At 68.1% G+C, this 13,024-nt stretch carries 8 protein-coding genes; 7 read left to right on the forward strand and 1 reads right to left on the reverse strand.

Going from position 1 to position 13,024, the window contains the following annotated elements:
• Positions 1-102 precede the first annotated feature (102 nt).
• Positions 103-1,041, forward strand: a complete 939-nt coding sequence (locus tag WMF44_RS35505) for a UDP-glucuronic acid decarboxylase family protein (RefSeq protein ID WP_437294474.1) — start codon at positions 103-105, stop codon at positions 1,039-1,041.
• A 32-nt stretch (positions 1,042-1,073) separates the two neighbouring features.
• Here the strand turns inward: WMF44_RS35505 and WMF44_RS35510 are convergent, their stop codons facing one another.
• Positions 1,074-2,021, reverse strand: a complete 948-nt coding sequence (locus WMF44_RS35510) for a glycosyltransferase family 2 protein (protein WP_437294475.1) — start codon at positions 2,019-2,021, stop codon at positions 1,074-1,076.
• A 331-nt stretch (positions 2,022-2,352) separates the two neighbouring features.
• Between WMF44_RS35510 and WMF44_RS35515 the strand changes: the two genes are divergently transcribed.
• From WMF44_RS35515 to WMF44_RS35540, 6 genes are all read left to right on the forward strand, one after another.
• Positions 2,353-3,990, forward strand: a complete 1,638-nt coding sequence (locus WMF44_RS35515) for a hypothetical protein (protein ID WP_437294476.1) — start codon at positions 2,353-2,355, stop codon at positions 3,988-3,990.
• Between the two features lie 719 nt (positions 3,991-4,709).
• On the forward strand, positions 4,710-7,334 hold the full coding sequence (locus WMF44_RS35520) for an outer membrane protein assembly factor BamB family protein (RefSeq protein WP_437294477.1): 2,625 nt from the start codon (positions 4,710-4,712) through the stop codon (positions 7,332-7,334).
• Between the two features lie 97 nt (positions 7,335-7,431).
• A complete protein-coding gene (locus WMF44_RS35525; RefSeq protein ID WP_437294478.1) occupies positions 7,432-8,625 on the forward strand; it encodes a winged helix DNA-binding domain-containing protein in 1,194 nt (397 codons plus the stop codon).
• A gap of 441 nt (positions 8,626-9,066) precedes the next feature.
• The gene (locus tag WMF44_RS35530) at positions 9,067-10,434 is read left to right on the forward strand and encodes an endo-1,4-beta-xylanase (protein WP_437294479.1); all 1,368 of its coding nucleotides are present in this window, start codon (positions 9,067-9,069) and stop codon (positions 10,432-10,434) included.
• 328 nt (positions 10,435-10,762) lie between these two features.
• Positions 10,763-11,215, forward strand: a complete 453-nt coding sequence (locus WMF44_RS35535; RefSeq protein WP_437294480.1) for a hypothetical protein — start codon at positions 10,763-10,765, stop codon at positions 11,213-11,215.
• The gene (locus WMF44_RS35540; protein ID WP_437294481.1) at positions 11,212-13,020 is read left to right on the forward strand and encodes an FAD-dependent monooxygenase; all 1,809 of its coding nucleotides are present in this window, start codon (positions 11,212-11,214) and stop codon (positions 13,018-13,020) included. The genes WMF44_RS35535 and WMF44_RS35540 overlap by 4 nt, the downstream gene beginning before the upstream one ends.
• Positions 13,021-13,024: the final 4 nt, after the last annotated feature.

Genomic DNA, 13,024 nt, shown 5'->3' on the forward strand with positions numbered 1-13,024 from the left:
GGTCTTTGTAATACCTATTTCCTATGGTAAGAGGAATTCGACCAATCACGGCGCCACGGCCCAGAGCTTTACCGAACAGCGCGTCAAGGAGGTATTTTTCCGATGAGTGCGAGCAAGCGAATCCTGGTCACGGGTGGGGCTGGTTTCCTCGGGTCGCACCTCTGCGCGCGGCTCCTGGCGGACGGGCACCACGTGATCTGCGTCGACAGCATGGTGACGGGGCGTGACGAGAACCTCGGGCCGCTGCAGAAGAACCCGCGGTTCGAGCTGCACCGCTGCGACGTGAGCGAGCCGCTCCGCTTCGAGGTCGACCAGATCTACAACATGGCCTGCGCGGCGTCGCCCGTGAAGTACCGGGCTGATCCGGTGCACACGCTCAACACGAACGTGTTCGGCGCGATCAACGTCCTCCGCCTGGCGCAGGAGCTGGGGGCCCGGGTCCTGCAGGCCTCCACCTCCGAGGTCTATGGCGACGCGCTCGTCCACCCGCAGCACGAGGACTACTGGGGGAACGTCAACCCCATCGGGCCTCGGGCCTGTTACGACGAGAGCAAGCGGGTCGCGGAGACGTACTTCTGGGAGTACCGCCAGACCCGCAACGTCGATACCGTCATCGTGCGCATTTTCAATACCTATGGTCCGAACATGGACCGGAACGACGGCCGGGTCATCGCCAACTTCGTGGTGAAGGCGCTGCGCGGCGAGGCGCTGGAGCTGTACGGCGGAGGCCACCGCACGCGCTCGTTCTGCTTCGTCAGCGACCTCATCGAGGGCCTGGTCCGCGTGATGAACGCCAAGGACCTGACCGGGCCGGTCAACCTCGGGAATCCCGCCGAGACGAGGATGCAGGACCTCGCCGAGCTCATCATCCGCAAGACCGGCGGGCGCGCGAAGCTGACGATGACGGATGCCCTCATCGACGATCCCCATCGGCGCAGGCCCGACATCTCCCGGGCCACCGAGCTGCTCGGCTGGCGTCCTGTGGTGGATCTCGACTCGGGCCTCGATCGCACGATCGACTGGTTCCGCCCGCGCGTCTGACGCCCGGTGGGGCGCCCTGCCGGGGCGGGCGCTCAGCCGCCCTTCGACGGGAGGCGGCCGGAGGTGGCCATGACGCGCCCGCCGCGGCCGGCGCTGACGTCCGCCAGGATGCGATCGCGCTGCGCCCGGATCCGCTCTCCGAGCACGCGGTGGATCGCGGCCCTGAGGGCCATCCCTCCGAGCCCGCGCGTGACAGCGAAAGGCCCCGGCGCCGCTCTCAGCCGGTCCAGGAGGATCCTTGGCGCCGACTGCGCCGAGAGCAGGCGGGCGCCGTCGCGCCGGTAGAGCTCCGGGTAGCTCGAGCGGAGCTGCTCTCTCGCCGCGGCATTGCGCGCCAGCGCGCGGACCACGTCGGCCATGCTGTCCACCTCGAAGTGGATGGGCGCCTCGGGGACCACGACCAGCGCGTCGCCGGCGACGAGCGCCGTGAGCCACGAGTCCTCGGTCACGAGGTCGACGGGCAGCCGAGGGAGCGCCCCGGCGGGCAGGAGCCCACGATCGGCCATCACCGCGCCCAGCCGATCGCGATCGATGGCATAGAGGCGACCGGAGATGTAGTCCTGACCGAGGCTGGTCGTCAGCAGGCGCAGGACGGTGCCGAGCGGCGGCGGCGGCGCCCCGCGCGGCTGCTCGAAGGCCGCGGCGACGGCGGCGTGTGGCGAGCGCCCGAGGGCGCGCAGCAGGGCCGAGATGGAGCCCTCGGCGGGGCGCACGTCCGCGTCCGTGAACACGAGGCGACGGTTGCGCGCCCGGGCCACGAGGGCGTTCCATGCGTTGTTCTTTCCGAGCTCGCTCTCGATGACGGCGAGCCGTGGCTCCCGCCCCCGGAACGCCTCGACGACGCGCTCGGTGCCGTCCGTGCACCCGTTGAGACAGACGAGGATCTCGTCCACCTCGGGGCCGAGCCGCGACAGCTCGGTGAGGGTCGCCTCGATGGTGCGGACTTCGTTGTACGCCGGCAGGCAGATGCTGGCAGCCATCGACTCCGACGCATACCACCACGCCGGCTCGGGTGTCACGCGGCGCGCGCCGCGCGGGATGGCCGCCCGGGAACCGACGATGCCGACGATGCCGACGATGCCGGCGACGCCGGCGACGCCGGCGACGCCAACGACGCTGACGATGCCGGCGCGCCCGCATCCATTGCTCGAATTTTATGCTTGGGGAAGTCTCTTGATTATGTTAGCGTCAGAACAGCCCCGCGTGACTACAAAGTCCGCCGGAGGTTCGCGCCGTCGCGCTGGGTTCGCGCCCGACGTCATCGTGATCCTTGGGTGTGCCGGTCCAGGTGCGGCGCTGAAGGGAGAGCTTATGCACAGGCTTTTTGCGTTCGTGCTCGCTGGCACGGTGCTTCTGGGAGCCTCGCCGCCGGCGCATGCGAAGCGGCCGGTCCTCGCCGAGGGGTCGCCGATGCACGGCACCAATGGGATGAATGTGGGGCCGGATGGTCGGCTGTACGTCGCGAGCTTCCTTGGCAATGAGATCGCCATCGTGAACCGCAAGAGCGGAGCCATCGTGGATCGGCTCGACGCGTCGGACGGGATCGATGGCCCGGACGACCTCACGTTCGGCCCGGATGGCTCGCTCTACTGGACGTCGCTCATCCCTGGCAATGTCGTGCGCCACGCGCCGTCCGGCCAGATCACCCAGCAGTTCGTCGCGCCGGGCGTCAACCCCATCACGTTCTCCGATACGGGGCGGCTCTTCGTGGCGCTCGACTTCTTCGGTGACGGGCTCTACGAGGTCGATCCGGAGCTGTCGGATCCGCCGCGCCACATCGCGAGCAACCTCGGCTTCCTGAACGGCATGGACTGGGGGCCCGACGGCAGGCTGTACGGGCCGATCTGGACGCAAGGCAGGGTGATCAGCATCGATGTGGACTCCTGCACCGGCGCTGTCGACCCGGAGGTGGAGTGCGACCTCCAGACGGTCGCGGACGGCTTCTTCATCCCCGCGGCGGCCAAGTTCGACGGCCTCGGCCGGCTCCACGTGGTCGATCAGAACGGCGAGGTGGTGCGGGTCGACATCGAGACGGGCGAGACGGAGGTCATCGCGGAGCTCACGCCCGGGCTCGACAACCTCGCCTTCGACCCGCAGGGCAATCTTTACGTGTCGAGCGCCAGCGACGGCTTCATCGTCCGGATCAGGCCGAACGGCCAGGAGCGCACGATCATGCCGGGCGGCATGATCATGCCCGGCGGCGTGGCCGTGACGACCGAAGGAGGAGTCGAGTCGGTCTATGTGGGCGATCTGGCGTCGCTGCGGAAGTTCGATGGAGACACGGGCGCTCTGCTGAGCGTCGAGCGGTCGTTCCTCGGACAGTCGGAGTTTCACGCGCCTGCCACGGTGTCGGCGGACGGCTCGAACTTGATCCTGACAGCGTGGTTCAGCAGCGTGGTTCAGACCTACGACCCGGCGACGGCGACGGTCCTCGAGACGTACAGCAACTTCGTCTCGCCGCTCAACGCGGTCCGGTTCCAGGGAGATCTCGTGGTGGCCGAGCTCGGCGCGGGGCCGGGCGCGGCGCGCGTCGCCCGCCAGACGGCTGGCGGCCCCGTGACGCTCGCGCCGATGACCGTGCCCTCGGGGCTCGCGGTGTCGGGAGGCGACCTCTGGGCCGCCGACTGGGCCACGGGCCAGATCCTCCAGGTGGCGGCAGGGGGCGTGACGCTCTCTCCGCCGCTCGTGGTGGCCGACGGCCTCGATCAGCCGGAGGGGATGGCGGTCGATCTGGACGGCACCCTGCTCGTCGTGGAGGTCGGGAAGCGCCGCCTGCTGCGCGTCGACCCGTCGACGGGGGACACCTGGATCGTGAAGAAGCACCTCAAGGTGGGGCTCGAGGCGATCACGGGGACGGTGCCGACCTATGCGTTGAGCGGCGTCGCCGTGGGCCCGTCCGGGACGATCTATGTCGCTGGCGACAAGGACAACGTCCTTTATCGATTCTGACGTGGCGCGGCCGCCTTTCATCGGGCTCTGATCGCGGCTCGCGGCGTTCCGGCGCGAGCCGCTCGTCCAGCATGAACGAGCGGCCTCCGCCGAGCAACGAAGAGGGCATGACAAGAGACTTTGAGGGAATGGCTTCAGTGTCATTCAAGCCCAACCGAGGCGCTTCGACCGCCTCGATCATCGCGGCCGTCATGGCCTCCACGGCGTGCGAGCCGGCTGTGCGTGGAGGCGCGGTGGACGACGGCGGCGCTGGAGCGGAAAGCGCTCATGGCGCGCTCCGCGATGGTAGCGCAGGCGGCTGCGACTCCGTGAGCGGCAGCGGAAGCGACGGTACGGGCGGCGGCGGCAGCGTGGCGGGCAGCGGCGGCGCGGGCGGTAGCACCGGTGAGAGCGGTGGCAGCGTAGGCGGCGGCGGCGCGGGCGGTAGCATCGGTGACGGCGGCAGCGGCGGCGTGCCAGGCACGTGCGTCCCCGGCTCGGTCCTCGCATGCTACTCCGGCCCCACCGGGACCGTTGGCATCGGGGCATGTGAAACCGGAACGCAGACCTGTCGCTCCGATGGCCTCGGCTACGGCCCCTGTACAGGTGACGTGACGCCCGTCGCAGAGCGTTGCGTCACGCCGGTGGACGAGAGCTGCGACGGCGTGCCCCATTGCCCTCGGCTCCCGCCGTGGGCGCGGGGATACGGCGGTCCAGGTCAGGACAACGGCCTGTCCATCGTGAGCGACGCCTCGGGCAACTATTACGTCTCGGGCGACTTCGAAGGAACCATCGACTTCGGCGCCGGACCTCTGACCAGCGCAGGGGAGTCGGACATCTTCCTGCTCAAGCTCGATCCCTCTGGCTCGGTGATCTGGAGCAGGCGCTTCGGGACCGAGTTCGAAGACGAGAGCGCCGCCATGACCATCGATGCAAGCGGAAACATCTTCCTCGCTGGCCTCTACGGCGGCTATGTATATCCTTGGGAACCAGGCCCAGACTTCGGAGGGAATCCCATCACGGCCGCTGAGGGCGTCGCGCTCTTCATCGTTCAATTCGATCCCGAAGGCAACCACATCTGGAGCAACGGGTTCCAGGCCGGCGTACTTGGCGCCTTCCCCGGGAAGGTAGCGCAGGTCGCCGTCGATGTCGCCGGCGATGCATACGTGCTCTACAGCCTCACCGATCACACCTACACTCTCCACGATACCACCTATCTAGCGAAGGTGAGCGCCGGAGGTGTCGCGCTCTCCTGGCGAGAGACTCTGTCAGGAGACGTCGTCAATGGAGCAGCGAGCCTCGCGATCGACAGCGCCGGCAACGTGCTCGTGGCGAACGAGAGCCCAACGACCGAGCTGCACCCCGGTCCGCTCGAGCTCACCGTCTCCAAGTTCGCGCCGGCAGGTGTCCTGTTGTGGCGACGATCGTTCGCGTCCAGCTCGACCGGCGGATCCGCGGTGGCAGCGGCCGCCTCGGTGGTGGTCGACGCGGCGGACGAGGTCGTCGTGACGGCCTTCACGGACGGGACCATCGACTTCGGCGGCGGCGTGCTTCCCGAAGGGCCCGTGCTCGTGAAGCTGGATGCTGCAGGCCAGCATCTCCTCAGCCGCTCGGTTCGCTTCGGCGACAAGATCAGCCTGGATCACGCGGGTGGATTGTTCGCCGCCGGGCACGGCCTTGCCAAGCTCGACGCGAGCGGAACGGAGCTGTGGTCGGTCGACTTCGATCCTCTCGTGGAGGATGTCGCGATCTCACCGAATGGCACGGTCGCGATCACCGGAAGCATGCTCGGACCGGCGGACCTCGGGACCGGCCCGATCCCCTATACGGCGGGTCGCGATGTCTTCGTCGCCACGTTCAACCATGTCTGCGACGAAGGCGAGGGCGATTGCGAAGCTGCGGGCGGCGGCGGCGGCGCGGGCGGCAGCGGCGCGGGTGGCAGCTCCGGTGAGGGCGGCGGCGGCGGCATGCCAGGCTCGTGCACGCCGGGCTCGGTCCTCGTCTGCTACACCGGCCCCGCCGGGACCGTTGGCATCGGCCAGTGCGCTACCGGGACGCAGGCCTGTCGCTCCGATGGTCTCGGGTACGGCCCCTGCACAGGTGACATGACTCCCGCTGCAGAGCGCTGCGCCACGCCCGTGGACGAGAGCTGCGACGGTGTGCCTCATTGCCCTCGGCTCCCGCCGTGGGCACGGGGATACGGCGGCCCTGGCTACGATCATGGCAGGTCCATCGTGAGCGACGCCTCGGGCAACTACCACGTTTCGGGTGACTTCGCAGGAACGGTCGACTTCGGCGCCGGACCTCTCACGAGCGCAGGGGGATCGGACATCTTCCTCCTCAAGCTCGATCCCGCTGGCGCGGCGCTCTGGAGCAGGCGCTTCGGGACCGAGTTTTTCGATGGAAGCGCAACCATGACCGTCGACGGAAGCGGAAACATCTTTCTTACCGGCGTCTACGGCGGCGATCTAATGCCCTTCAAGCCAGGCCCGGATTTCGGCGGGGGCCGGATTCCGCCAGCCGAAGGCTCCGCGCTGTTCGCGGCCCAATTCGATCCCGAAGGCAATCACGTGTGGAGCAACGGCTTTTTTGTCGGAGTCCCCGTATTCACTCCTTGGAGAGTGCAGCGGACGGCCGTCGATGGCGCGGGCAATGTGTACATGCTCTACCTCATCGAGGAGTTCTACCATCTGGCAAAGGTGAGCGCCGGAGGTGCCGCCCTCCTATGGACAACAGGCTTGCCAGGATACTACGACACCGGGCGGGGAGGGGGCGGCCTCGCGGTCGACAGCGCCGGCAATGTGCTCGTGTCGACCGGAACATTCCACAACGGCATGAACCTCGGCTGGGGGGATTTTACCGTGTCCAAGCTTGATCCGACGGGCGCTCTGCTGTGGCGACGGGAGTTCGCTTCCAGTTCGCTTGACCCAGTGCGGTGGGCCTACTCACTGGCGGTCAATGCGGCGGACGAAGTCCTCGTGACAGGTATCACGGATGGAACCGTCGACTTTGGCGACGGCGAGAGTTTGACAACCGTGCTGCTCAAGCTGGACGCTGCCGGGGAGGTTGTCTTCAGCCGCTCGGTTCCCTTCTACGAAAGGATATTGCTCGATCCTTCCGGCGGAATGTTCGTCGCAGGGGCCGGCGGGCTCGCGAAGCTCGACGAGAGCGGGACAGAGCTCTGGTCGGTCGACTTCGAGCCGCTTTCGGGCAGTATCTCCCACATTACAGTGGAGGACATCGTCCTGTCTCCGAACGGCACGGTCGCGATCGTCGGCTCGACGGACACGCCAGTGGACTTCGGCACGGGCCCGATCCCTTACGCGGGGCGTGACGATATCTTCGTCGCCACGTTCAATCCCTGACGACACCGTTCCATCACGGGCCAGGTCCTCCAGGTGGCGGATAGCCCCATGCGGCCCGTGGAGCGCGAACCTCGTTTCGAGTAAGCTCGCGGGCTGCATGCCCGCCCCGACGCTGACACGAAGAGACCTCAACCGGGCCACGCTCACGCGACAGATGCTGCTCGCGCGGGAGCAGACCTCGACCGTCCACGGGATCGAGCGGCTGATCGCCCTCCAGGCCCAGCTGGCTCGGCCGCCGTTCATCGGGCTCTGGTCCCGGATCGCGGCGTTCCGGCGCGAGCAGCTCGTCCAGCTCGTCGTGCGCCGCGAGGTCGTCCGGGCGCCGTTCCTGCGCGGCACGCTGCACCTCGTGAGCGCAAGGGACTACCTGGCTCTGCACCCGGTCATCGCGCCGGTGCTCCACGCCGGGATGCGGTCGGTCCTCCGCGAGCGCGCGGACGCCCTCGACATCGCCGGGCTGGTCGCCGAGGCGCGCGCGTACTTCGACGCGGAGCCGCGGACCATGGACGAGCTGCGCGATCACCTGGCCGAGCTCCACGCCGGCGGCGACGTGCGGGCCATGGCGCTCGCGGTTCGCATGCACCTGCCGGTCGTCCAGGTGCCCGGCGAGACCCCGTGGGGATATCCGGGAACGGCGGACTTCGCCCCGGCGGTGTCCTGGCTCGGCAAACCGCTCCGCGACAGCGGCGCGCCGCAGGCGCTCGTGCTCCGTTACCTCGCGTCGTTCGGCCCGGCGACAGCGGCCGACGTGCAAACGTGGTCCGGCCTGACCCGCGTCAAGGAGGTGCTCCACGCCCTGCGAGAGCAGCTCTGCGTGTTCCGCGACGAGCGCGGCCGGGAGCTCTTCGACCTGCCCGACGCGCCGCGGCCGCCCGCGGACACCGCCGCGCCGGCCCGGTTTCTCCCCGATTACGACAACCTCCTGCTGGCGCACGACGACCGCACGCGGGTCATCGCGGACGAGCATCGCCCGCGGATCGTCCTGTCCGCCAACCTGCGCATCCTGCCGACGTTCCTCGTGGACGGGTTCGTGGCCGGCACATGGACGATCGAGCGGAAGAAGGCCACGGCCGCGCTCGTGCTCGAGCCGTTCGAGGCGCTCGGCAAGGCGGCGCGCGAGCAGCTCGCCGAGGAAGGTGAGGCGCTCCTCCGATTCATGGAGGAGGACGCCAGCACGTTCGAGGTGCGCTTCGGGAAGGCGGGCGCCGCGAAGGCGCCTGCGGCGCGGGCGAAGGCGAAGAGCGGTGGAGCCGCGAAGGCGCCTGCGGCGCGGGCGAAGGCCAGGAGATGAGGTCGCCAGCTGACAAATCCCTCACTTTATTGGCACTTTGCGAAAAATTGAACAGGGAGGCGGGGAGACGGGGAGATTTGTGGGATTTCACTCCCCTTCTCCCCGCCTCCCTGTGAGCTCTCCCGAAATTCGAGGGGATGCTTCAGGCCGCCGACGGCTGCCGTTGTCAGCAGGCGCGAGCCGCGGACCGATCGCCATCGTCCTCGCAACTCATCCCTCGCGCGCATGCCTCCTCCACCCAGCCCGCTCTGTTGTGCCAGCGCGACAGCACATTCACGAGAACGCTGGATCCCGTCCGGGTTCACCCGCGCGCGGAAGGAGAAAAGAACACCTACACCAAGACACTTTGTAATTAGAATTACCAAACAAACGGTACTGGACGCCCTGACTCGCTGTCGCCGGCATCAATCGGGTAAGGTGCGCGTCCGAGGGATCGCACCGATGCGCAAGAATCTGATTTCGATTGGTTTGCTCAGCTGCCTGCTCTGGTCCTGCACCTCGTCCACGTCGGCTCCGGACGACGATGCGACCACGGGCGCCACCACCACCAGCAGCACCGCGAGCACGGCTCAAACGGGCGGAACATCGGCGAGCGCCGGGGGTGGCGCGGGCGGCAGCAACGCTGGAGGCAGCGGCGGCACGTCGGCCGGTGGGGGTGAGACGAACGAGGGTGGAGGCGGCGGCACGGACAGCGCTACGTCCGGAGGCACGGGCGGCGCGGGGACAGGCGGCGAGGGCACGGGCGGCATGCCCGATGAAGGCCCCCCCAAGAACCTCGCGGAGAAGTACGCGAGCCTCTTCCCGATCGGGGCAGCGGTGGATTCGCAGTCGTACATGACGCACGCCGCGCTGCTGAAGACGCACTTCAACAGCATCACCGCCGAGAACGAGATGAAGTTCGAGTCGCTCCAGAGGAACGAGAACAGCTTCACCTACGACGCGGCGGATCGCATCGTGAACTTCGCGGTCACGAACAAGATGAAGGTCCGCGGGCACGCCCTGGTCTGGCACAGCCAGAACCCGGCATGGCTGTTCTCGAACGGCTCTGGCGGCACCGTGTCGAGGCAGACCCTGCTGACACGCATGAAAAACCACATCAGCAACGTCGTGCGTCACTTCCGGGGCAAGGTCTACGCGTGGGACGTCGTGAACGAGGCCATGATGGAGGACGGCTCGTACCGCACGGGCAACCTGGCCGATGGCCAGAGGAGCCGCTGGCACGAGATCCTCGGCGAGAGTTACATCGCGGAGGCCTTCAAGGCCGCGCACGAGGCCGATCCAGACGCCAAGCTGTTCTACAACGACTTTTACAACTACATCCCCGCGAAGCAGCAGGGCATCTACAACATGCTCAAGGGCCTGCTCGATCAGGGCGTGCCGGTCCACGGCGTCGGGCTGCAAGCCCACCTCAACATCGAGCCCTCCACGGTGACCACGAACCAGGCGTATCACCAGAACGTGGCCAACATGGAGGAGGCGATCAAGCTCTATTCGTCGCTCGGCCTGGACGTGCAGGTCACGGAGCTCGACCTCTCGCTGTACATCCCCGGCGTGACGTACAACCAGAGCACGTTCTACACGACCGCGACCTTCACCGACGCGCTGAAGGCCAAGCAGGCCGCGCGCTACCGGGAGTTCTTCGAGCTGTTCCGGAAGTACAAGTCCGTCATCACGGGCGTCACCTTCTGGGGCATCGCGGACGACAACACATGGCTTTCCGAGTTCAGCTCGGGGCGCAAGGACTTCCCCCTGCTCTTCGACGTCAACCACAACCCCAAGCCCGCCTACGACGCCGTGGTGCGCTTCTGAGGGGTCATGAAAGCCAGACGAGCCGGCCTCTCACGGCTCGCCCTGGCGCGCCCGCACAGCCGACGATGACCTGAGCTTCCCCCCTCCTCCAGCGGTTTCCCCCCCTCTGCACAATGCCGAGCAGAGCGGCGGTCACCCGCACAGGAGACGGGCCCAGATCGGCGTTTTCGGCGCGCAAGCGCACTCCGGTGCGCTGAGCACCGAAAACGCCGAGGTGGGCCCGTATCCGAAGCGGGTGACCGTCGCTCTACGGGCGTGGCCACTTCCGGCCACCCCATGGCCACTCATGGCCATTGTGCACGTGATTCCCGTGCTTTATCCCTCTGCCATGAGCTCCGAACACGCGCCATCCTCCACGGCGTGGGCCGTGGGCAAGGCCCTCTGCATCGTGTCGGCCGTCGCTTACGGCCTGTTGACCGGGCTGATCGACATCCTCGACCCGCATCACCTCGGGAACCCTGACTGGCCCGGACACGCGAGGTTCCACCTGCTCTGGCAGATCAGCGCCGGCGCCCTCGGCGCGCTCGCCTCCATCTACCTCTTCTGGACGGCCACGCCGCGCACCGTGGAGCGTGTCCGGACAGGCGCCTTCCTGGGTGCCCTCCATATTGGCGGATTCATCCTGGCCGCCGCCTTCACGAGCGCCGCCGACGCCGAGTTCGACGCCGGTGGCCGGGTCCTGCTCGGCTTCCTCCCGCCGAACCTGCTGCACCTGGGCACGTCCGCAGCCCTGCTCTTCGCCGGGGTCTCGCTGTGTCACAAGAAAGGGGCCGCCACATGAGCCATCGCACCGTCTCTGCTCCCGTCCTCATCATCGGCGCTGGCCCCTCGGGGATGGTGAGCGCCCTGTGCCTCGCCAGGCGCGGCGTCGACTGTGTGCTCATCGAGCGCCGGCCGGGCCTCGAGAATCACCCCAAGGCCCACGAGCTCTCGGCGCGCTCGATCGAGATCCTCCACGAGCTGGGGCTCGGTCATGGCGAGCTGTCCGCGGAGGCGTCGCCGGAGGAGGACGCCGCCAAGATCCTGTTCTGCGGCACGATCGGCGAGGAGTTCGGCTGCATCGATCTGCGAGCCAACGGCGTCGGGCGCAAGTACCGAGAGCACCTCGAGGCGCCCATGCCCTACCTCAACCTCTCGCAGGTCGAGCTGGAGAAGCTCCTCCGCGAGCGCGTCGCGGCCTCGCCGCGGATCCAGGCGCTCCATCACCACCAGTGGGAGTCCTTCGAGCAGGACGCGGACGGCGTCACGAGCCGGATCACCGACCGGACGACGGGCGAGACCTTCGCTGTCCGGAGCCAGTACGTCATCTGCTCCGACGGCGCGGGGAGCCGGAGCCGCAAGGCCCTCGGGATCGAGATGAAGGGCCCGGACAAGCTGCTCGACGTCGTCAACGCCTATTTTCAGGCGGATCTGCGCCGCGTGGTCCGCACCCGGGGCAAGCTCTACTTCATCTTCTCCCCCAAGGCGCCGGGCAGCGTGTTCATCGCCCACCACGTCGAGAAGCGCTGGGTCTTTCACCTCCCCGTGGCGACGCCGCACGAGAAGATCGAGGAGTACACGCCCGAGGTGATGCAGAAGAAGATCAAGGCGGCGCTCGGGCGGGACGACGTCGATATCGAGATCACCTCGATGAGCCACTGGCGCATGACAGCGCAGGTGGCGGAGCGCTTCCGCAGCGGGCGCGTCTTCCTGGTCGGCGACGCCGCCCATCGCTTCCCGCCCACGGGCGGGCTCGGCATGAACTCCGGCATCGGCGACGCGCACAACCTGGCCTGGAAGCTCGCCATGGTGATCGAGCGGCGGGCCGCGCCCGGCCTGCTCGACAGCTACGAGGCCGAGCGCCGCCCGGTCATCGAGACGAACTGCGACGAGAGCCGGCTCAACTTCGAGAGGATGAGCGAGGTCGCGGAGGCGTTCGGGATCGAGGTCGAGGAAGCTCAGTGGGTCAACGAGAAGCTGGCGAGCTCCACGATGCGCGCGCTGCCTGCCCCGCTCCGCGCCTGGACCGAGCGGCAGGTCCAGCACTACGGCGAGAGCATCCTCTCGCGGTACCATCGCGATCCCTCGGTGCGAGAGCGCGTCCTCGCGGCCATCGCGCAGCAGCGGTCCCATTTCGACCGGATCGGGCTCGACCTCGGCTACACGTACGAAGAGGGCGCGCTCCTCGGCGACGGCACGAGGCCGCCGGAGGTCGACGATCGGGTGTCCTCGTACCTCCCGTCGACGCGGCCGGGCGCGCGATTCCCCCATTTCTGGCTGGACGGCAACAGGAGACAGCGCGGCAGCCGCTCCATGATCGACTACGGCGCTTCGATCCTGCTGCTCGGCGCGGCCGTCGAGGCGCTGCCCGCGGACCTCGAAGCGCTGGAGGAGGTCGAGGCGCGCCACGGCGTCCGGCTGTTCAGGCTCGGCGCGGCCGACATCCCTGCCTGTCACCAGGCCGCGGTGCACGCGCTCGCGCAGATCGAGCAGGACGGCGCGCTCCTGATCCGGCCGGACGGGCATGTCGCGTGGCGCCAGCAGCGCGGCGTGACGCTCTCCGTGGCGCTGATCGCGTCGATCGTGGAGCAAGTCTACGGGGTCTAGTTTC

This window comes from Sorangium sp. So ce426 (genome assembly GCF_051475585.1).
Lineage (GTDB): Bacteria > Myxococcota_A > Polyangia > Polyangiales > Polyangiaceae > Sorangium > Sorangium cellulosum_B.

Coding starts and splice junctions, on each gene's coding strand:
- WMF44_RS35525 (WP_437294478.1), top strand. CDS start 7,432: ATGCCCGCCCCGACGCTGACACGAAGAGACCTCAACCGGGCCACGCTC.
- WMF44_RS35535 (WP_437294480.1), top strand. CDS start 10,763: ATGAGCTCCGAACACGCGCCATCCTCCACGGCGTGGGCCGTGGGCAAG.
- WMF44_RS35515 (WP_437294476.1), top strand. CDS start 2,353: ATGCACAGGCTTTTTGCGTTCGTGCTCGCTGGCACGGTGCTTCTGGGA.
- WMF44_RS35510 (WP_437294475.1), bottom strand. CDS start 2,021: ATGGCTGCCAGCATCTGCCTGCCGGCGTACAACGAAGTCCGCACCATC.
- WMF44_RS35530 (WP_437294479.1), top strand. CDS start 9,067: ATGCGCAAGAATCTGATTTCGATTGGTTTGCTCAGCTGCCTGCTCTGG.
- WMF44_RS35505 (WP_437294474.1), top strand. CDS start 103: ATGAGTGCGAGCAAGCGAATCCTGGTCACGGGTGGGGCTGGTTTCCTC.
- WMF44_RS35540 (WP_437294481.1), top strand. CDS start 11,212: ATGAGCCATCGCACCGTCTCTGCTCCCGTCCTCATCATCGGCGCTGGC.